General features: G+C 72.5%; 19 protein-coding genes. 8 read left to right on the forward strand and 11 right to left on the reverse strand.

The features are described 5' to 3' along the window. From WBN91_RS18705 to WBN91_RS18715, 3 genes are read right to left on the reverse strand one after another with little or no spacing between them, the layout of a single operon-like run. The gene (locus WBN91_RS18705) at nt 1–645 is read right to left on the reverse strand and encodes a DUF998 domain-containing protein (protein WP_337723714.1); all 645 of its coding nucleotides are present in this window, start codon (nt 643–645) and stop codon (nt 1–3) included. Beyond that, nucleotides 642–1,349, reverse strand: a complete 708-nt coding sequence (locus WBN91_RS18710) for an SRPBCC family protein (RefSeq protein WP_337723715.1) — start codon at nt 1,347–1,349, stop codon at nt 642–644. Before WBN91_RS18710 ends, WBN91_RS18705 begins: the two co-directional genes overlap by 4 nt. Continuing rightward, nucleotides 1,349–1,936: an ArsR/SmtB family transcription factor gene (locus WBN91_RS18715; RefSeq protein WP_337723717.1), complete on the reverse strand. Its 588-nt coding sequence runs from the start codon at nt 1,934–1,936 to the stop codon at nt 1,349–1,351. The genes WBN91_RS18710 and WBN91_RS18715 overlap by 1 nt, the downstream gene beginning before the upstream one ends. Nucleotides 1,937–2,143: 207 nt before the next feature. Between WBN91_RS18715 and WBN91_RS18720 the strand changes: the two genes are divergently transcribed. Beyond that, entirely contained in the window at nt 2,144–2,869 is a 726-nt protein-coding gene (locus WBN91_RS18720) for a DUF2306 domain-containing protein (protein ID WP_337723718.1), read from the forward strand. Here WBN91_RS18720 and WBN91_RS18725 read toward each other — a convergent pair. The 3 genes from WBN91_RS18725 to WBN91_RS18735 form a co-directional block, all read right to left on the reverse strand. Beyond that, the gene (locus WBN91_RS18725; RefSeq protein ID WP_337723719.1) at nt 2,818–3,309 is read right to left on the reverse strand and encodes a methylated-DNA--[protein]-cysteine S-methyltransferase; all 492 of its coding nucleotides are present in this window, start codon (nt 3,307–3,309) and stop codon (nt 2,818–2,820) included. The two genes, WBN91_RS18720 and WBN91_RS18725, sit on opposite strands and share 52 nt — an antisense overlap. Before the next feature lie 11 nt (nt 3,310–3,320). Then, a complete protein-coding gene (locus tag WBN91_RS18730) occupies nt 3,321–4,778 on the reverse strand; it encodes a DNA-3-methyladenine glycosylase 2 family protein (protein ID WP_337723720.1) in 1,458 nt (485 codons plus the stop codon). Between the two features lie 104 nt (nt 4,779–4,882). After that, nucleotides 4,883–5,068, reverse strand: a complete 186-nt coding sequence (locus WBN91_RS18735; protein WP_337723721.1) for a hypothetical protein — start codon at nt 5,066–5,068, stop codon at nt 4,883–4,885. 298 nt (nt 5,069–5,366) lie between these two features. Between WBN91_RS18735 and WBN91_RS18740 the strand changes: the two genes are divergently transcribed. Together WBN91_RS18740 and WBN91_RS18745 are read left to right on the forward strand one after the other, a co-directional pair. After that, the gene (locus tag WBN91_RS18740; RefSeq protein WP_337723722.1) at nt 5,367–9,407 is read left to right on the forward strand and encodes an nSTAND1 domain-containing NTPase; all 4,041 of its coding nucleotides are present in this window, start codon (nt 5,367–5,369) and stop codon (nt 9,405–9,407) included. Between the two features lie 667 nt (nt 9,408–10,074). Next, a complete protein-coding gene (locus tag WBN91_RS18745) occupies nt 10,075–10,602 on the forward strand; it encodes a DUF2165 domain-containing protein (RefSeq protein WP_337723723.1) in 528 nt (175 codons plus the stop codon). 88 nt (nt 10,603–10,690) lie between these two features. Here WBN91_RS18745 and WBN91_RS18750 read toward each other — a convergent pair whose 3' ends face one another. After that, nucleotides 10,691–13,093, reverse strand: coding sequence for a helix-turn-helix transcriptional regulator (locus tag WBN91_RS18750; RefSeq protein ID WP_337723724.1), 2,403 nt, complete (start codon nt 13,091–13,093; stop codon nt 10,691–10,693). An 8-nt stretch (nt 13,094–13,101) separates the two neighbouring features. Further along, a complete protein-coding gene (locus tag WBN91_RS18755; RefSeq protein ID WP_337723725.1) occupies nt 13,102–14,361 on the reverse strand; it encodes an Hsp70 family protein in 1,260 nt (419 codons plus the stop codon). Between the two features lie 253 nt (nt 14,362–14,614). Here WBN91_RS18755 and WBN91_RS18760 point away from each other — a divergent pair, with 253 nt between their 5' ends. From WBN91_RS18760 to WBN91_RS18770, 3 genes are all read left to right on the forward strand, one after another. Continuing rightward, nucleotides 14,615–15,547 (forward strand): IniB N-terminal domain-containing protein, encoded by a 933-nt coding sequence (locus WBN91_RS18760; protein WP_337723726.1) that lies wholly within the window; start codon nt 14,615–14,617, stop codon nt 15,545–15,547. A 105-nt stretch (nt 15,548–15,652) separates the two neighbouring features. Next, nucleotides 15,653–17,452, forward strand: coding sequence for a dynamin family protein (locus WBN91_RS18765; protein ID WP_337723727.1), 1,800 nt, complete (start codon nt 15,653–15,655; stop codon nt 17,450–17,452). Further along, the gene (locus WBN91_RS18770; protein ID WP_337723728.1) at nt 17,449–18,816 is read left to right on the forward strand and encodes a GTPase domain-containing protein; all 1,368 of its coding nucleotides are present in this window, start codon (nt 17,449–17,451) and stop codon (nt 18,814–18,816) included. Before WBN91_RS18765 ends, WBN91_RS18770 begins: the two co-directional genes overlap by 4 nt. Before the next feature lie 218 nt (nt 18,817–19,034). On the opposite strand, the gene WBN91_RS18775 is transcribed toward WBN91_RS18770, so the two are convergent. Continuing rightward, complete coding sequence (locus WBN91_RS18775; RefSeq protein ID WP_337723729.1) at nt 19,035–19,850, reverse strand: LysR family transcriptional regulator; 816 nt, start codon at nt 19,848–19,850, stop codon at nt 19,035–19,037. 75 nt (nt 19,851–19,925) lie between these two features. Here WBN91_RS18775 and WBN91_RS18780 point away from each other — a divergent pair, with 75 nt between their 5' ends. Next, nucleotides 19,926–20,741: a PhzF family phenazine biosynthesis protein gene (locus WBN91_RS18780; protein ID WP_337723730.1), complete on the forward strand. Its 816-nt coding sequence runs from the start codon at nt 19,926–19,928 to the stop codon at nt 20,739–20,741. An 11-nt stretch (nt 20,742–20,752) separates the two neighbouring features. Here WBN91_RS18780 and WBN91_RS18785 read toward each other — a convergent pair whose 3' ends face one another. Further along, nucleotides 20,753–21,178, reverse strand: a complete 426-nt coding sequence (locus WBN91_RS18785; RefSeq protein WP_337723731.1) for a nitroreductase family deazaflavin-dependent oxidoreductase — start codon at nt 21,176–21,178, stop codon at nt 20,753–20,755. A gap of 321 nt (nt 21,179–21,499) precedes the next feature. Here WBN91_RS18785 and WBN91_RS18790 point away from each other — a divergent pair, with 321 nt between their 5' ends. Further along, nucleotides 21,500–22,489, forward strand: coding sequence for a LysR family transcriptional regulator (locus tag WBN91_RS18790; protein ID WP_337723732.1), 990 nt, complete (start codon nt 21,500–21,502; stop codon nt 22,487–22,489). On the opposite strand, the gene WBN91_RS18795 is transcribed toward WBN91_RS18790, so the two are convergent. Then, nucleotides 22,486–23,301 carry an NAD(P)H-binding protein gene (locus WBN91_RS18795; protein ID WP_337723733.1) on the reverse strand — a complete coding sequence of 272 codons (816 nt, stop codon included), beginning with the start codon at nt 23,299–23,301 and terminating at the stop codon, nt 22,486–22,488. The two genes, WBN91_RS18790 and WBN91_RS18795, sit on opposite strands and share 4 nt — an antisense overlap. Nucleotides 23,302–23,396 lie beyond the last annotated feature (95 nt).

The raw sequence follows: 23,396 nt of genomic DNA on the forward strand, positions 1-23,396 counted from the left end.
TCAGATTTCGGCGCGGAGCTTGACGGCGACCGCGGACACCCACAACCAGCTGACGACGGCGACGACGTAGAGCACGACGGTCGCGTAGTCGGTACCCATGAACGCGATGGGCGCGAGCGACACCACACCGGCCGCCACGCACAGCCGCGACCACGTGCCGGTGAAGCGACGGGCGAACACGAAGCAGGAGACGATCAGCGCGGGGAAGGCGGCGAAGAACGCCACCCCGTGCAGGATCCCGTGCCAGGACAGCGTTTCCGGCTGTCCGGCCGGTGCGCCCGCCGGGAACCCGAACGCCGGGTCGGCCACGAACACGCCGCCGCCGATCATGCCGAGCGCGAAGATGCCGAGCAGGATCGGACCCCACGTGCCGGCGCGTTGTCCCTTCAGCGCCCTCCTGGTGCCGATGGCCATCGCCAGGAACAACAGTCCACTGAGGACGAAGTTGGCGATCTGAACCCAGCCGCCCTCGCCGAGGGACAGGAAGCTGAAGGGGTGCTTGGTCAGGTCGAAGCCCTCGCGGGTGAACGCCTGCGCGAAGCCGGTGACGAGGTAGAGCGGTCCGGCGATCGCGCCGCAGCCGAGCAGGAGCTTGGTGGTGTCGTGGGCCTTGGTGGTGTGCCGGGCCTCGGTGAGGGTGGTCATGACAGGGTTCCCATCCAGGTGGACCACGTGCGCTCGTCGCGGCCGTCGGCGGCGAAGACGTGGTGCATGGCGATCAGGTGTCCGGTGATGCCCCGGAAGAAGCGGTAGATCGCATCCGGCGTGCGGATGCCGATGGTCTGGGCGTTGGCGTAGTAGACGACACCCCGCGTGCCGTCCACGTCCACCTCGTCGCCGGGCTCCGCCCCGCCGATCTCGGCGTGCAGGCGGGTCCAGAGCGCGGGCCAGTCCCGGACCTCCGGGCCGAAGACCGTGACCGGCCGGGCGATCCGGCCCGCGAAGTGCGTGAGGTACTCGACCAGGGTGCGCCAGAACATCGCGCCACCCGCGGTCATCGCCTCGAACTCGTCCTGCCAGTCGTCGCCGGGCAGGAAGCCGCTGACCACCATGCGCAGCACGGTGCTGCCGTGGTCGCGGCCCTCGATGAGGAACTCGTAGGCGAGCTTGCGGCCGTCGGGCGCGGGCTCGCCGCCGTAGGCGAGGTGCTTGCCGGGCTCCCACGCGCTGATCGGGTGCGCCGGCTCGTAGCCGCCGAACGCGCCGCGGATCGTCGCGCCGGGGTCGACCTCGTTGTGGCCCATGAACCACGAGTCGATGCCCGGCCCGGTCGCGATGGCGTCCCAGACCTGGTCCGGCGTGACACCGGCCAGCTCGACCTCGTTGGTCTCCTCGAACGCGTGGCCCATCAGGACTCCTTGGGGATGCTGGGGTGGACGGCGACGACGAGGCGGTGCGGACGCCCGCCCTCGGCCGTCTCGTCGTGGTACTTGGCGACCAGGCCGGCGACGGCGGTCGCGAGCTCTTCGGCGAAGGCCGAGCGGTCCTGCGCGGTGGCGAACCGGACCTCGCCGTCGATGGCGAACGTGGCCACCTTCTTGCCCGCCTTCGCCGCGCCGGTGAGCAGGTTCCCGACGTCCCTGACCAACCGCGCGGCCACCGCGAGGAGCCACCGGGCGGACAACCGGTCCGGCGACCGCTCGGGATCGGGCTGCACGGCGGCCAGCGCGACCGGCGAGATCACGTAGGACGCGGCCGTGGCCCGCATGACCCGCTCGGTCATGTTCCCCTTGCGCCGCTCCTCGGCCAGCTCGACCAGGCCGTGCTGTTCGAGCGTGCGCAGGTGGTAGTTGACCTTCTGCCGGGGCAGTCCCACCTTGGCCGCCAGGGTCGTCGCCGAGCCGGGTTCGACCAGTTCGGCAAGGAGTCGGAGCCGCACGGGGTCCAACGTCACCTCGGCCGTAGCCGGGTCCTCGATCACCGCCACTTCGAGCATGGGAGAACTCTCGCACCGACAAGTCGAGTTGTCAAGACAAACGGATTTGTCGGCGGCTGGCGGGCGGGCGGAGGGCACGGGGCCGGGCGGCGGAGGCACGGGCGGGGTGGGCGTGGGCGGGGTGGGCGTGGGCGGGCATGCCGGGGTGGCGGAGCTCGTCAGCGATCGGTGCGTGGCTCGTCAGCGGGGGCGGTCAGAGTTCGGGGCATGGTGCACACACAGGGGAAGAAGAAGCTCTGGCGGCGGCCGTGGGTGGTGCCGCTCGGGTTCCTGGTCCTGCTCTTCGTCGCGTTCTCGCTGCCGCCCTACCTCACCGGCGACCGCGCCCAGTCCCGCGTGCCCGACCCCGGCTACGCCTGGTACTACCCGGCCCTCGTCGGGCACGTCGTCTTCGCGTCGGTCGCCATCGTGACCGCCGTCCTCCAGATCTGGCCGTGGTTCCGGCAGCGGTACCCGAAGTGGCACCGGTACGCGGGGCGGGCCTACGTGTTCGCGGGGGTCCTGCCGGGTGGGGTGTTGGCGGTGGTCATCGGTGCCGTCAGCCCGTTCGGGCCGGTCAACGCCATCGGGAACGTCCTCATGGGCACGCTCTGGCTCGGCTTCACCGTCACCGCCTACCGCATGGCCCGCCGCAAGCGCCTCGCCGAGCACCGCCGCTGGATGCTGCGCAGCGCCACCCTCACCTTCTCCATCATCACCAACCGGCTGTGGGCGGTCGCGATGATCTTCGCCCTGCCGCCGTTCAAGGACACCGCGTTCGGCGGCAGCGAGGTCGCCCTGATGCAGGCGACCTCCGCGATCTCCGCGTGGATGGGCTGGGTGCTGCCCTTCCTGTTCATCGAGTGGTGGCTGGAACGGGATGTCGTGCGCAAGCGCCGCCCTCAGCGGACGGTCGAGGACGCCAGGGTCGCCGTCTCGAACTCCAGCAGCTGACGCTTGCGGTCGATGCCGCCGCCGTAGCCGGTCAGGTCGCCCGTGGACCCGACCACCCGGTGGCACGGCACGATGATCCCGATCGGGTTGCGGCCGTTGGCCATGCCCACGGCCCGCGCCGCGGTCGGCCGCCCGAGCTGGGCGGCCAGCTCACCGTAGGACACCGTCTCCCCGTACGGGATCGAGCACAGCGCCCGCCACACGGTCCGCTGGAACGGCGTGCCCAGCGGGTCCAGCTCCAGCTCGAACGACGTGCGCCTGCCCGCGAAGTACTCCTCCAGCTGCGCGATCACGTCGCCGAACGGCCCGGCGTCGACCGGCCCGAACGTGGAGTCCTCGGGCCGGTACCGCTGGTCGGTCATGTAGAGCCCGGACAGCACGCCGTCCGTGGCCACGAGCGTCAACGGGCCGACGGGGCTGTCGACCGTGGTGTGGGTCATGGGTGGTCCTTTCACGCGGGCAGCCGGTTGACCGCGTGGTCACCGGTGGCCCAGAGGTGTTGGACGGCGTAGGCCCGCCAGGGGCGCCACGCGCGGGCGCGCCGGGTGAGCGCGCCGGGGGTGTCGGGCAGGCCGAGGGTCCGCGCGGCGAGCCGCACGCCCAGGTCGCCCGGGATGAACGCGTCCGGGTCGCCGAGTCCCCGCATCGCGATGACCTCGACGGTCCACGGGCCGAAGCCGGGCAGCGCCAGCAGGTCCGCCCGCGCCTTGTCCCAGTCCGCGCCGACGCCGAGGTCGAGGGCGCCGGACGCCAACTCGTGCACCAGAGCGGCGAACGCCGTCTTGCGGGACTGGGGCATGGCGAGCACGGCCGGGTCCAGCGCGGCGAGCTGCTCGGGTGTCGGGAACAGGTGGGTCAGGCCGTGGTCCTCGACCGGCGTGCCCGCGGCGAGCACGACCCGGGCCGCGTGGGTGCGCGCGGCGGCGGTGGACACCTGCTGGCCCAGCACCGCCCGCACCGCGAACTCGGCGGCGTCCACCGTCCCCGGCACCCGGCGTCCGGGGTCCTTGTCCACCAGCGGTTTCAGCAGCGGGTCCGCGGCCAGCTGCTCGTCGACGGCGACCGGGTCGGCGTCGAGGTCCAGCATGCGGCGGCAGCGGGCGATGGCGATCGACAGGTCCCGCAGGTCGGTGAGCGCGAGCTGGCACGCCACGTGGTCCGGCTCGGGCCGCAGCGACACCACCGCGTGGCCGTGCGGGGTGCGCATGGTTCGCCGGTACGCGCCGTCCCGCCACTCCTCCACGCCCGGCACAGCGGTCGCGGCCAAGTGCCCGAACAGGTTGTCCGGGCACAGCGGCGCGCGGAACGGCAGCCGCAGCGACAGCACCCCCGGCGCGGCGGACGGCGCGGACCGCCGCATCCGCAGTTCGGTGGGCGACATCGCGAACACCTCGCGCACGGTCTCGTTGAACGCCCGCACGCTCGCGAACCCGGCGGCCAGCGCCACGTCCGCCATCGGCAGCCCGGTCGTCTCGATCAGCAGGCGGGCGGTCTGCGCGCGCTGCGCGCGGGCCAGGGCGAGCGGTCCCGCGCCCAGTTCGGCGAGCAGCTGCCGCTCGACCTGCCGGACGCTGTACCCGAGCCGGGCGGCCAGGCCCGGCACGCCCTCGCGGTCCACGACGCCGTCGGCGATCAGGCGCATGGCCTTGGCGACGGCGTCGGCGCGGTGGTTCCACTGCGGTGAACCGGGGCTCGCGTCCGGACGGCACCTCTTGCACGCGCGGAATCCCGCTTGTTGCGCCGCCGCCGCACTCGGGTAGAACCGCATGTTCTCGACCTTCGGCGGCACCACCGGACAACTCGGACGGCAATAGATCCGCGTGGTGAGCACGGCGGTGAAGAACCACCCGTCGAACCGCGCGTCCTTGGACTGCACGGCTCGCACACAACGTTCCGCGTCTTGGTGCACGCCAACCAGCATCGGTCAACGCCAGGCCGTTGGCTGGCGGAAATACGACATGGAGAACAACAACGCGCGCCGGGTCGCCGCACCCCGTTGTGCGGCTGCCGGCCTCACGCGTGCAGTGGAGCCGCGAGCCTGGCCAGGGCGACCAGGTTCACCTCCGCCCGGTCCCGGTCGTGCGCGTCCAGCACGGTCCGGAGGATCGGGCACACCAGCGACTCGCCGGGCGCCCCCCGGTGGTCACGGTCGGTGACCGGCGCGGGGCCGGTCAGCCGCGGCTCAGTCCCGGTCGGCATGGTAGGTCGCCGCACCGTTCCACCGGCCGGGCTGGCTCTGTGCACCCCGCTGAGAAGACCCCCAGGACTCCTCAGCGGCGAACGTTCTGCCACTCGCGTTAGTTGCCTGCGAAACCACTTCGACCGGTCCCTTCGCACAACCTGGCGACGTCAGCGACAACGTCAGGGGCAGCTTGGCAGCGCAAGTCGTTAGGGTGGACTGCCCGGTGTCGCACCGGTCCACAAACGACCTGTTCACGCGCTCTCAGCCGGTTTTCCGGTCCGGAACTCGCGCAACCGAGGAGGAGGTCCGCCGCGGATGGCTGGTTCTGGTCAGGGGTCGGGTCCCCGTGTTGTTTTCGCGGAGCGCTTCGCGCTGCTCTACGCCGCGGCGGGTGACCCACCCCTGAAGCGGGTGACCGAGTCGGTCGGCCGCGCCCGCCGCACCGACGACCGGGGCAGGCCGGTCCGGGCCACCGCGCAGCGGGTCAGCGACTGGCGGCGGGGACGCAACGTCCCGGCCCGGTTCTCGGCACTCTCGGTAGTGCTCGAGGTGCTCATCGGCGAGGCGCGCAAGGTCCGGCCCAAGCCGTCGGTGCCCGGCCTGTACGACCTGGAGGCGTGGCGGGCGCTGTGGGAGGAGGCCCTGGCGAGCCCCGCCGCGAGCCCCGAGGACGAAGAACCGCCCAGTTCCGATGAAATCGGCCTGTGCCCTTATCGCGGACTCGCCGCGTTCCAGCCCGAGGATTCCTCCTGGTTTTTCGGACGCGAACGCAGCACCGCCGCACTGGTTTCCCGACTGGGCGCCGCGGTGGATTCCGGCGGAATCGTGATGTTGGTCGGGGCGTCCGGCGCCGGGAAATCCTCCCTCGTGCGCGCCGGGGTCATTCCGTCCATTCGCGAGGGCGCATTGGCGGTGCCCGGTTCGGAGAAATGGCCGTCGATCGTCCTCACGCCCGGCGCCGATCCGGTGAAAGAACTCGTGCGGCACATCCCGGAACTGGACGACGTCCTGGACCCGACGTCCCCGGACGCCCCGGAGCACCCCACGGACCCGTTCGTCGGCCAGTCCGTCATGGGCGTGCTGCGGTTCGCGGGACGCATCCGGGACGTGTTCGCCGGCTACGCGGCGGCGCACGGCGGCGACCGGGTGGTCGTCGTGGTGGACCAGTTCGAGGAGGCGTTCACGCTGTGCCCCGACGAGGGGCTGGTGCAGCTGTTCGTGCAGGCGCTGCACGCGGCGTGCACCCCGGCGATCCCCGGCGGCGACGCGCCCGCGCTGGTCGTGCTCGGGGTGCGGGCCGACTTCTACGGCCGCTGCCTGGCCTACCCCGAACTGGCCGACGCGTTGCAGGACCGGCAGATGGTGCTGGGCCCGATGACCTCGGCCGAGCTGCGCGAAGCGGTGTCGCGGCCCGCGAAGGCCGCCGGCCTCCAGCTGGAACCCGGCCTGATCGAACTCATGCTGCGCGACCTGGGCGTCCGCAGCGGGCGCGCGCCCGGCCGGGCGTCGCAGGGCGCGTACGACGCGGGCGCGTTGCCGCTGCTCTCACACGCCCTGCTGGCGACCTGGCAACGCCGGACCGCGGGCAAGCTCACCATCTCCGGCTACCGCGCGGCGGGCGGCATCCAGGGCGCGGTCGCGGCGACCGCCGAACGGGCGTGGGCCGACCTCGCCCCCGAAGCCCAGGCCGCCGCCCGCCCCCTGCTGCTGCGCCTGGTCCGGGTCGGCGAGGACACCCAGGACACCCGCCGCCGCTCCACCCGCCACGAACTGGTCGAACAGGCCCCGAACCGGGCCGCCGGCGAAGAGGCCCTGGAGGTGCTGGCCCGAGCCCGCCTGGTCACCCTGGACGCGGGCTCGGTCGAGATCACCCACGAGGCCCTGCTCCAGGCGTGGCCCCGGCTGCGCAGCTGGATCGACCAGGACCGCGAGGGCCAACTGCTGCGCCAGCGGCTGGAGGAGGACGCGGCGAGCTGGGCCCACCAGGACCGCGACGCGTCCCTGCTCTACCGGGGCGCCCGCCTGGAGACCGCGCGGCACTGGGCCGACGCCGCCGGCCCCGGCGGGTTGACCGGGGTGGCCCAGGACTTCCTGGCCGTGTCCACCCAGTACCGCAGGCGCGCGCTGTGGGGACGGCGCAGCGCGGTGTCGGTGGTCGTCGTGCTGGCGATCATCGCGATCACCGCCGCCGTCCTCGCGGTCCGACAACGCGACGACGCCGTGTTCCGCCAGGTCGTGGCCGAGGCCGACCGCCTGCTGGAGACCGACCCGTCGCTGTCGGCCCAGCTGGACCTGGTCGCCCACCGGATGCGCCCCGAGGACCGCGAGGTCTACACCCGGGTCCTGTCCACCCAGGGCCTGCCGCTGGCCACCCAGCTGGTCGGGCACCAGGGCGCGGTGTACCTGACGTCGTTCTCCCGCGACGGCAACACCCTCGCCACCGCCTCCTACGACAACACCGTCCGCCTGTGGGACCTGCGCGACCGCGACAACCCCAAGCCGCTGGGCACCCCGCTGCGCGCGCACAAGAGCTGGGTCAGCTCGGCGGTGTTCAGCCCCGACGGCCGCACCCTCGCGACCGCCAGCGACGACGGCACCGTGCGCCTGTGGGACGTCACCGACACCAGCCGGCCACGCGCCCTCGGCCAGCCGCTGGACGGCGACAACGGCACCGTCTACCTGGTCGCGTTCTCCCCCGACAGCCGCACCCTGGTCACCGCCAACGAGGACCACACCGCCCGCCTGTGGGACGTCAGCGACCCCGCCGCGCCCCGCCGCCTCGGCGAGCCCCTGGGCCACCACACCGGCCAGGTCCGCTCGGTCGCGTTCTCGCCGGACGGCAAGGTCCTGGCGGTCGGCGGCGACGACCGCACCATCGTCCTGTGGGACGTCTCCAACCCCGGTGCACCCACTCCGATCGGCTCCCCCCTCTCCGGTTACGACGGCATCGTCCGCTCGGTCGCGTTCTCCCCGGACGGCCGCACGCTGGCCACCGGCAGCGACGACAAGACCATCCGGCTGTGGGACGTGACCAACCCGGCCGCGCCCACCCCCCTCGGCCGGCCGGTGACCGACCACACCGGCCCGGTGTGGTCGGTGGCGTGGCACCGCGACGGCCGCGTCCTGGCGTCCGGCTCCGCCGACGGCACCGCCCGCCTGTGGAACGTCACCGACCCCGCGCACCCGCTGGCCGTGGGCCAGCCGCTGACCGGCCGCAACGGCATCGTGTACGCGGTGGCGTTCAGCCCCGACGGCTACACCCTCGCAACCGGCAGCCAGGACAGCACCGTCCGCCTGTGGTCACTGCCCCGTACGGTGCTGGTCGGCCACGCGTCCCGCACCGTCGGCCCGGTCTTCACCCCCGACGGCAAGCGCATGGTGACCGGCAGCCGCGACCGCACCATCCGCGTCTGGGACCTGACCGACCCGGACGCACCCCGCAGCGCCCTGTCCACCACCACCCCCGACGAGGCCGGCGTGTGGAGCATGGCCCTGAGCAGCGACGGCACGACCCTGGCCACCGTCAGCGACAAAGCGGTCCGCCTGTGGGACCTCACCGACCCCCGCGCGATCACCCCCCTTTCCCTCCCGATGGCACTGGACACCCGCTACACCGCCCCGGTGGCGTTCAGACCGGACGGCAAGGTCCTCGTCACCGGCTCGGACGACAAGTCGGTGCAGCTGTGGGACATCAGCGACCCGAGGAATCCCCGCCCCGCCAGCGCACCCCTGGTGGGACACATCGGCTACGTCCACGAGGCCGCCTTCACCCCGGACGGCCAAACCCTGGTGACGGTCAGCGCCGACCACACCGTCCGCCTGTGGAACGTCTCCGACCCCACCGCCGCCCAGCCCCTGGGCCAACCGCTGACCGGCCACACCGGCGCCATCAGGGCGGGCGCCCTCAGCCCCGACGGCAAGACCCTGGCCACCGCGAGCGACGACAAGACCATCAGGCTGTGGGACCTGACGAACCCCGCGAAGGCCAAGCCGCTCGGCGGCCCGCTGACGGGCCACGTGGAGGCGGTGGTGTCGGTGGCCTTCAGCCCGGACGGCGCCACCCTGGCCGCCGGCGGCGACGACCGGACCATCCGACTCTGGTCGGTCCGCGACCGGAACCGGCCGGAGCCGATAGGCCAAGCCCTGACGGGCCACGACGCCGGCCTCCACGACGTCCGCTTCTCACCCCAGGGCAACGCGCTCGCCTCCACCAGCCTGGACACGACGGTCCGCGTGTGGAACCTGGAGCCGGACGACTCGGTGAACCGCATCTGCGCCAAGACCAAGGGAGTGCTGCCGGAAGAGCAGTGGCGCAAACACCTGCCCCAACTCGACTACCAGCCCCCTTGCCCCTGACCCACCGACACCCGCACCACACCCCCACTCGCCACGCGCCGCCCGACAGCGACCGGACGGTCTCAGCCGGCCGAGGCACTGGCCGCGCCACCCGAGCCCGCCGGTCCCGGCAGGGCGGTCCCAGCAGGGCGGTCCCAGCAGGGCGGTCCCAGCAGGGCGGTCCCAGCAGGGCGGTCCCAGCAGGGCGGCCCTAGCAGGGCGGTCCCCGCGCGGCGGTTCCGGCAGGCAGGTTCCCGGTGCCGAGGCCCCGGCAGGGTGGGCTCGGCAGGGCGGTCCCCGGCGGCGATCCCGGCAGGGCAGATGCCGCAGCGGTCCGACAGGGCGGCCCCGGCAGGGCGGCCCCGGCAGGGCGGCCCCGGCAGGGCGGGCTCGGCAGGGCGGGCTCGGCAGGGCGGCCCCGGCAGGGCGGGCTCGGCAGGGCGGGCTCGGCAGGGCGGTCCCCCGCGGCGATTCCGGCGGGACGGGCGCGGCGCAGCGGTCCGGCAGGGCGGGCGCGGCAGCAGGGCGGTGCCAGTGCGGCCGTCCGGCAGGGCGGGCTCGGTGGGGCTGGTCCCGCCGCGGCGGGAGGTGGTGGGCCGTAGTGGGTTGTGTTGGGTGGCCCACTAAGCCGTAGGTTTCGACACTTTTTGTCATGGACCTCGCATCGGTTGTCACTAAGTTGCCAGGCATGCGTCTACTTGCCCGGGTGGGGAGCCCGCAAGCGGCGGTCGCCGTGCTGGTTGCGATCACCGGTGTCTACATGGGTCTTGTGGTGTTGGGGAACGTCACCGACTACGGGACCAACCGCGCGTTCGTCGAGCACGTGTTCGCGATGGACACCACGTTCCAGTCGCCGAACACCATGTACCGCGCCATCACCGACCAAACCGTCGTCACGATCGCCTACCTGCTGATCATCGCCTGGGAGGCAGTCACCGCCGTGGTGCTGCTCGCCGGGCTGGTGGCCTGGTTGCGCGGTCGGACGGTGGTGGCTCGGCGGTTGTCGTCGGTGGGGTGGGTCATGCAGGTGCTGCTGTTCGGCGGTGGATTCATCGTGATCGGCGGCGAGTGGTTCCTGATGTGGCAGTCCAAGGACTGGAACGGGCTGACCGCGGCGTTCCAGAACTTCGTGATCGCGGGTGTGGGGTTGATCGTCCTCCATGTGTCCACAAAGGACACTGCGAAAGGCGGCGCGGAGGAGGGAGTCGAGGGCTGAGGGTGGAAGCGGGTCGTTTGAGTCATGAGTCCATGTTCGAACATGTGTTCGAACATGGCAAGATCACTTTCGAGTGAAAGACTCGGAGCTAACCGAGGATCTGGCGGAGCTGGTCCAGCAGCTCCGCCCGACTCGTGCAGCCCAACCGCTGCCGCATGCGTGCCATGTGGTGCTCCACGGTCTTCGCCGAGATGAACAGCCGGTCCCCGACCTGCTTGTACGTCAGCCCACCGACCACCAGCTCGGCGACCTCGCGCTCGCGGTCGCTGAGCTGGTCCACGCCCGCACCCGCGCCGACCCCCGCACCGGAGACGGCATCCTCGGCCACCGGCTCGGCAGGCCTGCGACCCGCGCCCGCCGGACGGCCCTGCAACAGCCGCGCGCAGTCCAGCAGCCGCACCATCGCCTGCCGGTCGGACGTCCTTATCGCCGCCTGACCGGCCAACCTCGCCGCGTCCCACCACTGCCCGGCGGCGTGCAGCCCGCGCGCGGCCGACTCCACCTGGTCCGGGTCCACCTTGCCCGCCAACACGTCCAGCCAGCTCTCCGCGGCGGCCGACACCAAAGCCCCGTACCGGCTCCGGTCCCGGAACGACGCCAGTGACGCGGCGTGCTCCTCGGCCACCGAAGTCTCCTCCGCGATGATCGCAGCGTGCAGCGCCGCCCAGTGCAACGGCACGGCCCACAGCGGCGGATCCCCCAACTGCCGCAACAGGTTCCGCGCCGCCGTCAGGTGCGGTGCCAAGCGGTGCTGGTCCCTCAACCGGGCCGCCGCCGCCGCGAACTCGCCCAGCGGCAGGAACGTGTAGAGGTCCACCGGATGCCGCAGCACGGCCTCACAAGCCTGGTCCCACGTCCGCTTCAACGCCGCCAGGTCGCTGTTGCGCCGCGCCACGCCGATCTCCAGCGCCACCGCGAAGATCCAGTCCCGGGCCTCCAACGGACGCCCGACCTTGCGCAGCAGCACCAAAGTCTCCCTGGCCTGCACCAGGTTCCCCTGCACCATCGCGATCCACGCCCGCAGCAACCGGTGCCGCACGTCCATCAGCACACCGCCGAGAGACGTGGCCACCGCGCGCTCCAGCACGGACTCCGCCACCGACAGCTCACCGCTCTGCATCGCCACCAACGCGGCCAAAGCGGCGGGCGTGTCGGGCAGCAGCACGGCCCGCCCGGCGGGTTCCAGCAACGCCGCCGCACGCACCAAAGTGGACAGTGCGGTGGTGGAAGTGCCGGTGACCGACTCCACGACCCCCTGCGCCATCAGGGAAGCGCCCCCGTCCAGCATGGTCGGCGGTGCCACCGGCAGCGTCCCGGTCGGGAGCCGGCCCGTGCCCACCTGCCCCACCACGGCGAACGCGGTCGAGGTCGCGCTGGGCGACCACCGGTGCAGTTCGGTGCTGCGCGCCAACTGCCCCCGGTGCGCCAACGCGATCGCCGCCACCTCGGCCGCCGCGCCCCGGTGTTCCTGGTCGCCGCCGGAGATCACCCGGTCGGCCAGGCGCAGCGCCGCGTCCAGGTCGCCGGCCATCGCCGACGCCGACGCCTGCCGCACCACGACTTCGGCCGACGGCGTGCCCACGGCGGCCAGCAGCCGTGCGGACAGGGCCGGGTCGGTGGGCAGGGCTTCGCGGGCCGCAGCCTGGAACGCCGCCTCCACCGCCGGACCGCCGACGCCGGTGCCCAGCAGGGGTCGGACCAGGTCCAACACGGGTCCGCCGGACCGCAGTTGCAGTTCAGCGAGCCGTTGCCGCACGGCGATCCGCCGGTCGGTGCGGCTCAGCGCGGCCACGGCGGCCCGTGCGATCGGCAGCAGCGTCCCGTCCGGCGCGAGCAGTCCGGTCGCGCGACCGGCCTCGATGACCTCGCCGACCGCGTCGACGTCCTTGCCCAGCAACGCGCTCAGCAGGTCCAGCCGCAGCGCCGCGCCGGCTTCGGCGGCGAGCAGGAACTTCTGGACGTCCGTGTCCAGCCAGTCGAGGTCGGCGCGGAAGGACGCGACCACGTCAGCGGTCACTTCGGGCGCGTTGATACCGGCCAGCCGCGCCACAAAACGCGGCACACCGCCTGTCTGGTGGTGCACGAAGTCCACCAAGGCGCGGCTCGATGCGGGGAGCACCGCGCGCACTTGTTCGCGTGTGAACGCCTGCGGCATCAAAGGCTGCCGAACGCGCCCCAACGACTCCGCCAACGCCGCCAAGGCGCGCGACCGGGGCCAAGGCCGGTAGGCGACCACGATCCGCGTGTCCCCTTGCTCGACCAGAGAGCGCAAGGACAGCAGTTCGGTGTCACCCAACAGGTGGGCGTCGTCCACGATCGTGGCCTCGACCCCGGCTTCCCGGTAAGCGCGTTCGATCTCCCGCAGCACGGTCGTCTTGCCGTAGCCGCCGGGGGCCAGGACGCCGAGCCGCAGCACCGCCTCGGGCGCGGCGGTGATCCCGTCCAGCACTCGGCGGGCGTCCGCGTCCAGCACCGGTCGTTCGGTAGTCATGCGCAGGCTCAACGGCCGTCCTCTGAGTCTTGTTCGTCACGGGAACGGCGTCGTCCCCCGGTCACCGCGAGCCCCCGCACGAGGCGCTGCACGGAGCGCCGTTCGGGCAGGTCCAGCGGGGTGATGTCGATCGGGGGGCGCGGCGGCGGTGCGGTGGAGTCGGCGTCGGGGACGTCCATGTCGCCCACGGGGAACCGCAGCAGCGGGTCGTCGTCCCGGACCAGCACGGACGTCTCGAGGGGTTCGTTGTCGTCGGGGCCGAGCAGCATGTGCCGCCCGGCGAGCGCGGCGCCCTTGACGGCGGTGGTCTCGGGGGCGGCCTCGAAGACCACTCGTCCGGGGAGCAGGGACGAGATCAGCGGGATGCGGGTGCTGCCGCCGACCAGCACGGTGGCCTCCAGCGCGGTCCCGCGCACGACCCGCTCGAACACCGACACCGCCTGCTCGACCGACGACCGGATCAGCTCGTCGAACTTCGCCCGACTGAGCGGCACGTCCACTCGTCCGGAGGGCAGGTGCACGGGGATGACGGTCTCGAACGTGCCGGAGAGCACGCGCTTGGCGGCCTCGCAGTCGCGCCGGAGCCGCCCGTAGAGGCCGCGGGTGCGCGGGTCGTGGGGGTCCAGTTCGCCGAACGCCCGGCCGAGTTCGGTGCGCACGTGCCCGAACACCAGGTCGTCGAAGTCGACCCCGGTGTCCTGGTCGGGGCTCTCCGCCCACGACACCACCTCGAACGGGCGGACCACGGCGGCGCTGAACGCGTGGCTGCCCATGCCGAACACGCCGACCGGTCCGCGCGCGAACGAGTGCCCGGCCGCCGCGGCGAGCGGTTCCGCGAGCAGGGTCACGTTCTCCAGGCCCATGACCCGCAGGGCCTGGTCCATCAGCCGTTTGTGATGTGCACCCCACCCGACCGGGTGACTGAGCACGATGCGTTGCGCCGCCTCGCCCTCGCGGGCGGCGACCTGCCCGGCGACCCAGCTGACCATCAGCGCGGTCAGCTCTTCGGCCGCGAACGGCTCGGCGCCCAGGACGACCGGCACCCCGTCACCGACCCGCGCGGCGAAGCCGGTGGCGGTCCACCGCGGGTCGCCCGGCTCGCCGACGGCGAACGTCCCGTCGGCCGTGAGCTGGAGGGACGACGCCACACCACCGCCCGGTCCGCCCAGGCCGACGACCTCCGGCTCGGCCCGTCCGGCCCCGCCGAGGCGGCACAGGGCGGCGGCGGTGCGGGTGGTGCCCACGTCGACCCCGAGGACGTACGGCAACGCGGAGCCTCCTTCGGATCACCTGGTCGGGGTAGCGCTCGTCGGTTCGTACACGGGCTACCGAGGGGTCACAAGCACATCCCCTAACCCCCTAGGGAGTGAACGAGAACCACCCCATCGTGGTTGCGGGATCTACGGGGAGTAATCCCCGATGGCGGGAAATCCCCCGGTCAATACCTTGATCGGCATGGGCGGGACCTACCCCTGCCGGTCCACGCCTCCCCGCGACCTATCTAGCCAGGAGACACAGATCATGGGCTCCAGCCCCAACACGCTGCACGACTTCGTCCTCGACCTGCTGAGCAACCCGACCGCGCTGGCCGACTTCCAGGCCGACGCCGAGGGTGCCCTGGCCGCCGCGGGCCTGAGCGACATCAGCGCTCTTGACGTGCAGGAAGTCCTCCCGCTGGTCCTCGACTACGTGCCCGCCGGGAGCCTGCCCGCTCTCGACGGCTCGGTGCTCAACGAACTGCCGCTGGACGCGACGGACGCCCTGGGCGCCGTCGGCCAGTTGCAGGCCGTGGCCCAGCAGGTGGCCCTCTCGGGCGTGTCCGGCACGTCCGACGTGAACCTGGCGGCGGCGGGCGCGCTGAGCGCCGACGCCAGTGGCCTGGAGGTCTTCGGCGGCGTTTCCGGTTGGGGCCCGGTGGGCGACGTGGCGGGCTCGCTCGACGCGTCCCTGTCCGGCGACTTCACCGCGGTGGGTGACGTGACCGGCACCCTGGACGGCACGCTCGCCTCCGCCGGTGGGGTCACCGACCTGGCGACCGGCTCCCTGGACGGCGCCCTCGCCACCGCCGGCGGAGTCACCGGTGCGGTGCCGGCCGTGGACGGCCTGACCAGCCCCGCGTTCGGCGCCGTCGACACGCTGCACGGCGTGGTCGACAGCTTCGGTGGCTTCGCCGGCACGGTCGCCGGCAACGTGACCCACAACGTGGGCAACCTCGACGCCGGCGGCCTGACCAAGGCCCTGAACGTCGACGGTGTGACCGGCCTCGCGCACGGCGACGTGTCCCCGGCCAACGTCGTCGACACCGTCGAGGACACCGCCGACGGCGTGGTCGGCGTCGCGGGCCTGACCAGCACCGTCAACCACGTCGGCGCCATCAACGCGCCGCTGCTGGGCGTCGGCCTGAACGACCTCCCGGTCGTGGGCGGCGGCGACATCAGCGACGCGCTCTTCTAAGTCGCTCGAAGACTGATCCACTACCCGAGGGCCGGTTCTGTCCAGCGGACAGGGCCGGCCCTCTCTTTCACCTCACCGGGTGAACACGGCACACTCTTCCGGGTGATGTCCGCGCCCTGGCTCGACGTGCTCGACGACACGATCCGGTCCTGCGCCGCCCACAACCGGCCGGACCTGGCCGAGAGACTCCGCGAGAAGCGCGCCCGCACCCTGGACCCGAAGCTGCGGGTGCTGGTGCTGGGCGAGCCCAAGCAGGGCAAGAGCCAGCTGGTGAACGCGCTGGTCAACGCCCCGGTGTGCGCGGTGGGCGACGACGTGACGACCACCGTGCCGACGTTCGTCCAACACGCGGAGACCCCCAACGCCGCCCTGGTCAGAACCATCGCGAACACCCCGACCGAACGCATCCCGGTGCCGCTGGACCAGCTGGCCAGCCAGGTCAGCGCCGGGCACACCGGCGAGTTGCTGCGCGCCGAGGTCGGCATCCCCCGCGCCCTGCTCACGTCCGGACTTGTGCTCATCGACACACCCGGCGTCGGCGACCTGCGCCCCGCGCACACCGCGAGCACGTTCACCGCGCTCCTCCAGGCCGACGCCGTGCTGATGGTGTCCGACGCCACAGCCGAGCTGACCGCGTCCGAGTTGGAGCTGCTGCGCCAGGTCATGGCGTCCTGCCCGAACGTCACCGTGGTGCTCACCAAGATCGACATCGCCGCGCAGTGGCGGCATGTGCTGGAGCGCAACCGCACCCACCTCGCCCGCGCCGGCGTGGCGGTCAAGCTGATCCCGGTGTCGGCGGCCCTGCGGCTGCGCGCCGCGAAGACCGGCGACAAGGCCCTCAACGCGGAGTCCGGGTTCCCCGAGCTGCTGGAGTGCGTGCAGCGCGACATCGTGGCCGCCGCCGACGTGCTGGCCCGCCGGTCGGTCGCCGTCGCCGCGGCCGGGGCGATCAAGCAGCTGGTCGCGCCGGTGCGCGAGGAGCTGACCAACGACGGCACGCAGAGCACCCAGCAGACCATCAACGCGCTCAACGAGGCCCAGCGCCGCATCGACGAGCTGCGCCGCCGGTCCGCCCGCTGGCAGACGGTGCTGTCCGACGAGATGGCCGACCTCGTCTCCGACATCGAGTACGACCTGCGGGAACGGACCCGGAAGATCCTGCGCGAGGTGGACCGGACGTTCGAGACCGCCGACCCGGCGCTGGGCTGGGAGGAGTTCGAGCGCTGGCTGGAGGACAACCTCACCGAGGCCGCCGCGCAGAACTTCACCTGGCTGATGGACCGGGCCGAGTGGGTCGCGGAGAAGGTCGCCCGCAGCTTCCCGGTGCGGCGCGACGACCTGCTGCCCGAGTCGATCTTCCCGGCGGACGTGCTGGACCGGGTGTCCAAGATGGACAAACCGGTCATCGAGCGGTTCACCGTCGGGCAGAAGCTGTTCACCGGCCTGCGCGGCTCCTACGGCGGCGTGCTGATGTTCGGCCTGGTCACCAGCCTGGCCGGGATGCCGCTGATCAACGCGATCTCGCTGGGCGCGGGCGCGCTGTTCGGCGGGAAGTCCATCATGGACGAGAGCGAGCAGCGGTTGAAGCGCAGGCAGGCCGCCGCGAAGGTGGCGGCGCAGCGGCACGTGGACGACTTCTTCATCAAGTTCAGCAAGGACTTCCGGGACGCGGCCCGGCACATCCAGCGCAGCCTGCGCAACCACTTCAGCACGCTGGCCGAGGAGTTGCAGGAGACCCTGCTGGAGTCGGCGCGGGGCGCGCGCCGGGCCGTGCAGGACGACTCCGCCGAGCGCGACCGCCGGGTCCGCGAGGCCCGGCACGAACTCGACCGGCTCGTGCAGCTCTACCAGCGGGTGCAGGCGCTGGCGGGCGGGCACACGCCACCGCTGGGGATCAGCGCGTGACGCTCGCCGACGAGGTGTGGGCGCTGCTGGAGGACGCGCTCGCGGTGTACCGGGACAGCCCGCGCGCCGTCGCGTGGCTGCGCGGCCACCAGGCCCGGTTCAGCGAACCGGTGCGGGTGGCGGTGGCGGGCGCGCCGCGCACGGGCAAGTCGACCGTGGTGTCGGCGGTGATCGGCGAGGAGTTCGTGCCCACCGGCACGTTCACCTGGTACCGCGACGGCGCCGCGCCCAGGGCGACGGTCGGTGCGCACGAGGTGCCCGTGGTGCGGCGGGACGGCCGGGCGTTCATCGACGTGCACGACGCCGAGCGGGTGACCGTGGAGTGGCCGTCGCGGTCGCTGCGGGACCTGACCTTGATCGACACGCCTGCGGACGCCCCGGTCGAGCAGGTGTACGGCGAGGCCGACGCGGTGCTGTTCCTGACCAGGCACATGCACAACACGGACCTGCGCTACCTCCAGACCGCGCACGACCACCCGGTCGCGCGGGCGGCGCCGGTGAACACCGTGCTGGTGCTGGCCCGGGCGGACGAGATCGGCGGCGGGCGCATCGACGCGCTGTCGTCGGCCAAGCAGATCGCCCGCCGGTACCGGCGGGAGGCCCAGGTCCGGCCGTTGTGCCAGAACGTGGTCGCGGTGTCCGGGCTGTTGGCCGTGGCCGCGCGGACGTTGCGGGCGGAGGAGTTCGCGGCCCTGGCGGCACTGGCGTCGTTGGCGCGCACGGAGTTGGAGGACTACCTGCTGTCCGCCGACCGGTTCGTCGGGGCGGAGTTCCCGGTGCGGCTGGACCCGGCGGTGCGGCGGGGCCTGGTGGAGCGGTTCGGGATCTTCGGGGTCCGGCTGACCACGACGTTGATCCGGCAGGGGTTCGACACGCAGGTCAAGCTGACCGGGCAGCTGGTGCAGCGCAGCGGGCTGGGCGAGCTGCGGGAGTCGATCGGGCTGTACTTCACCGAGCGGGCGGACGTGCTCAAGGCGCGCTCGGCCCTGCTCGGGCTGGATGTCGTGCTGCGCAACGAGCCTCGGCCGGGTGCGGCCGGTCTGGCGGCGGCGGTGGAGCGGATCCTGGCTTCCGCGCACGACTTCCGCGAGCTGCGGCTGCTGGCGGCGTTGCAGGGCGGGCGGTTGAAGCTGCCCGGGTTGGACGACGAGGCGGCGCGGCTGGTCGGCGGGGAGGGGACGTCGCTGGTGGCGCGGCTGGGCATGGAGTACGAGCCGAGCGAGGTGGAGCTGCGGCACGTCGTGCTGGACGCGTTGGGGCGGTGGCGGGAGCAGGCGGCCAGCCCGACCCTGGACAACGGGCAGCGGCGGGCGGCGACCGTGGTGGTGCGCAGTTGCGAGGGGATGCTGGCCGGGCTGGGCTGAGCGCGCGGCCTCCGGTCCTCCTGGCGTGGACTGGGCTGAGCGCGGCGCGGCCTCCGGCGCACGATGTCCGGCGCGGCCTCCGGCCCTCGATGTCCATTGTCCCACGGGGGACCGACAATCCGGGGCGAGCGCCCCCTGGGGCTCATTGTCCCAGCGGGGTCCGACAGAGCGGCTCAGGACAGGGCGGCTCAGGACAGGGCGGCTCAGGACAGGGCGGCTCAGGCGAGAGCGTCGGCGACCGTGCGGACGGCGGCGGACGGGGTGCGGCGGGGGTCGGTGACCAGGAACAACGTGCTGTCGGGGAGTTCCCGCACGCGCTGCAACGTGCCCGCGTCGAGCTGTTCAGCCACCGCCACCCGCGGCAGGACCGACCAGCCCAAGCCCGCCATCACGCACGACCGCACGGCCTCGATGCTGCCGAACCGCGTGATGTTGGGCGTCGCCGTCAGGTCGCGCACGAAGCGGTCGGTGTAGGAGCAGCCCTCCTCCAGCAGGAAGTACCGCTCCTCGACCGGGACACCCGGAGCGGTGACCAGTTCGATCGGTTCCACCCCGATGGCGTTGACCTTCAGGCCCGGCGCGGTGACCGCCTCCTCCAGGACCAGGGCCAGGTCCAGTGCGCCGCTGCGGACGCCGGCGATGGCGGCTCGGGTGCCCACGGGGGACATGTGGACGGTGATGCCCGGCCAGCGCAGGGCCACGTCCGCTATGCGTTGCGGCAGGCGGTAGGCGCAGACCGATTCGGGGGCGCCGATGCGGACGTCCCCCTCGACCTCGGTGCTGCCGCGCACCGCGTCGCGCAAGCGCTGCTCCGCCACCAGGACCTCGCGGGCGTGTTCGACCGCCCTCCGGCCGGCTTCGGTGAGCCGCGCGCCGCTGGGCAGGCGGTCGAACAGGCGGGCGCCCAGGTTCCGTTCCAGCGCCTTCACCTGGCTGGTCACCGTGGACTGCACCAGGTGCAGCTCCGCCGCGGTGGCGGTGAAGCTGCCGGTGCGGGCCAGCACCAGGAGGGTGCGGAGGAGACGGCTGTCCATGACATCGACAATACCGATTGGGAGAATCGGAGAGAATCGTTGGCTTCGATGGCGGCCGTGCCGCACCCTGGTGTCATGACCGACGTGCTCCGCTACAGCGCCTTCACCACCGACCCGGCCGGCGGCAACCCCGCGGGTGTCGTCCTCGACGCTACCGGGCTCGACGACGCCGCGATGCTCGCCATCGCCGCCGAGGTCGGTTACTCCGAGACCGCCTTCGTCCTCCCGCGCGCCGAGACGAACGAGTTCGACGTCCGCTACTTCAGCCCGCTGGTGGAGGTGCCGTTCTGCGGCCACGCCACCGTCGCCACCGCCGTCGCCCTCGGCACCACCGGCACGCTGCGCTTCCACACCCCGGTCGGCCTGGTGGAGGTCGAGGCCGGGAACGGTACCGCGACCCTCACCAGCGTGCCCACCTCCACCGAGCCCGTCACCGAAGCCGACCTCGACCTCGCGCTCACGGCCCTGCGCTGGTCCCGTGACGACCTCGACCCGCGCTTCCCGGCGCACTGGGCGTTCGCCGGCGGACGGCACCTGGTGCTGGCGGCCGGGACCCGGACCCGCCTCAAGGACCTGGACTACGACTTCGAGGCCCTCGCCGACCTGCTGCGCGCGCACGACGCCCTCACCGCGCAACTGGTGTTCCAGCGCGAGGAGAACGTGTTCGACGCGCGCGACCCGTTCCCGGTCGGCGGAGTCGTGGAGGACCCGGCCACCGGCGCGGCGGCCCTGGCCTTCGGCGGCTACCTGCGCGACCTGGGCCTGGTGACCGGCGACCGCACGATCACCATCCACCAGGGCGTGGACATGGGCCGTCCCAGCGAACTGACCGTGGACGTCCGGGCCGGCGACCGACGGGTCCGGGTCACCGGCGCTGCCGTGCGGATCTGACGCCGGCGGATCTAGGTCCGGTCCAGCACCACGACCGGGATCTCGCGGTCGGTCTTGCGTTGGTAGGACTCGTAGTCCGGCCAGACCTCGTTCATCAACGACCACAGCTCGGCCCGTTCGTCCCCAGTGGACGTGCGGGCCGTTGCCGTGAACTCGTCGTCGCCCACGCGGACCTGGACGGTCGGGTCGGCGAGGAGGTTCTTGTACCAGGCCGGGTGGTCCGGTGAACCGCCGTAGGAGGCCACGACCACGTACGAGTCGCCGTAGGGCTGGTAGATCAGGGCCGTGCGGCGCGGTTGGCCGGACTTCCGGCCGGTCGTGGTGAGCAGGAGCGTGTAGACGCCCGGACGCCACTCGTGGCCCTTGCGACCATCGGATTCGATGTAGGTCTTGATGTGCTTGTTCACCCAGCCGACGGGGCTGTCCACTACTGACATGCCCTGGACGCTACCCAGAAGGCGGCGAGGCCGCCGGTCGCTACTCCGCAGTCACGACCGGCGGCCCGCAACGGGGTGGGGACGTCCGCCTCGCACCCCCTCGGCCGCTCACCGGGTCCCGGGCGTCCCCCGGACCAACCGCCCGCGTAAACGGGGTCCGGGTCGCTCGTCGGGACGGGAGGGCCACAGCTTCGTTGCGTCTTGTTTCTAGTAGATCTGGCTGGCGAGACGCATGTCTTCCTCTCCACTGCACGGGTACTTCGCCAACTATGGCGGCCGTGAGGGGTGGCGGCTCATACAAAAGGGGGATAGAAGAGCGTTATGCCCGAGCTCGAACTGCGCCACCTCCGTGCGGTGTGCGCGATCGCCGAAGAAGGCAGCCTGACCAAGGCCGCGACCAGGCTCGGTCTGACGCAGCCGGCGATGAGCGCCCAGCTGCGGACCGTCGAGCGGATCGTGGGCGGTCGGCTGTTCGACCGGACGCCCGGCGGCAGCGTACCCACGGACCTGGGCAAACAGGTCGTCGGCACGGCCCGGCTGGTGTTGGACGAGGTCGAGCAGCTGGTGAGCCTGGCCAAGGAGCGCACTCGTGACCGCACGCCGGGTCCGCTGATCGCGGGCGGTGTTCCCACCCTGTTTTTCGGCCACTTCGTGGAGGAATTGCGGCGGACGATCCCGTGTTCGGAGGTCCGCACCGAGATCATGCCGGGTGGCTCGGACTTGTTGGAGTTGCTGGTGTCCGGGCAGGTCCACCTCGGGGTGCTGGACCGGTTCGAGGGCATGGAACGCCGGGAACTCCGGGGCCTGGAAATCCGCCGCCTGATCAGCGAACCGCAGTTCGTGGCGCTCCCGGAGGGGGACCCGCTGGCGGAAGCGGACGAAGTGGACCTGGCCTCGCTGGCCGATCGGGACTGGGTGAGCCCGCCGGACGAACTGGTCGGCAACCGGCTCCAGATCTTCACCGCGTGCGCGGAGGCCGGGTTCACGCCGAGGCTGACCCACCACGTGAACGAGGCCTCGACGGCCCGGGGCCTGGTGGCCAACGGCGCGGTGTCCTTCGCCCTGCCCCAGTCGCGCAGCGGCGACGGCATCGTGATCCGCCCGTTGAAGGGCGCGCCCCTGATGGTGGACCTGATGCTCGCCACCCGTCGGGAGGGGCCGGCGGCGGGCCGGGCACACGACGTCTTCGCGTGCGCGGCCCGCGCCTACAAGGCGGTCCTGCCCCGCAACCCCGGGTACGCCAAGTGGTGGGAGGAGAACCCGGGAGCGCACGCCGAGATCGACGCGGCGCTCCTGGTGGCGGGTGACTAGGCCAGGGCCGCCCGGACCGCGTCCTCGATCGGGGTCGGCGCCCGGCCGATCAGCTTCTCCAGGTCCGGCCGCACCTCGGCCAGCGCGCCGGCGCCGATGTTGACCTCGATGTCGGTGATCAGCTCCGCCACGAACGGGGGCAGCCCGAAGCCCTCCAGGGCCGCCACGCGCTCGGACTGGCCGACCGGCTGGTACGTGGTGCCGGCCAGGTCGGCCAGCTCGGCGAAGCCCCACGCCCGCGCGCCGGTCAGCTCGTAGACGGCGTTCTCGTGGCCCTCGGTGCTCAGCACGACCGCCGCCGCCACGGCCAGGTCCTCGCGGGACGCGCTGGCGATGACGCCGTCGCCGGCCGCCGCCACCACGGGACCGAAGCCGAGGGTGCCGGTGTAGTTCTCGTGGTACATGCCGTTGCGCAGGAAGGTGAACGGCACGCCGGTCGCCCGGATCATCTCCTCGGTCGCCTTGTGCACCTTGGCCAGGCTCAGCGGCGACGTGTCGGCGTCGGTGACCGACGTGTAGAGGATGTGCCGCACGCCCGCTTCGACGGCGGCGGCCACGGCGTTGCGGTGCAGCGCGATGCGCACCTCGTCCGGGCCGTCGGCAGAGACGAGGAGCAGCTTGTCGACGCCGGCGAACGCGGTGGCCAGGGTCTCCGGCCGGGCGAAGTCGCCGAGGCGAACCTCCACCGGCAGGTCCGCCTTGTCGGGGTTGCGCACGGACACGGCCAGGTCGGCCGCCGGGAGCCGGTCGAGGGTGTGCTTGACGATGAGGGAGCCGAGGTGGCCGGTCGCGCCGGTGATCAACGTGGTCATGCCGGCAACGCTAAGTACGACGCTAACTATTCGTAAGTACCAACCTTTGCGTGGGGTACTTACGATTGGGAAAGCGTCCAGGTAGAGTCGTTGCG

The organism is Saccharothrix sp. CCNWYY140, from assembly GCF_037401995.1.
In the GTDB taxonomy this organism is placed as follows: Bacteria; Actinomycetota; Actinomycetes; order Mycobacteriales; family Pseudonocardiaceae; genus Actinosynnema.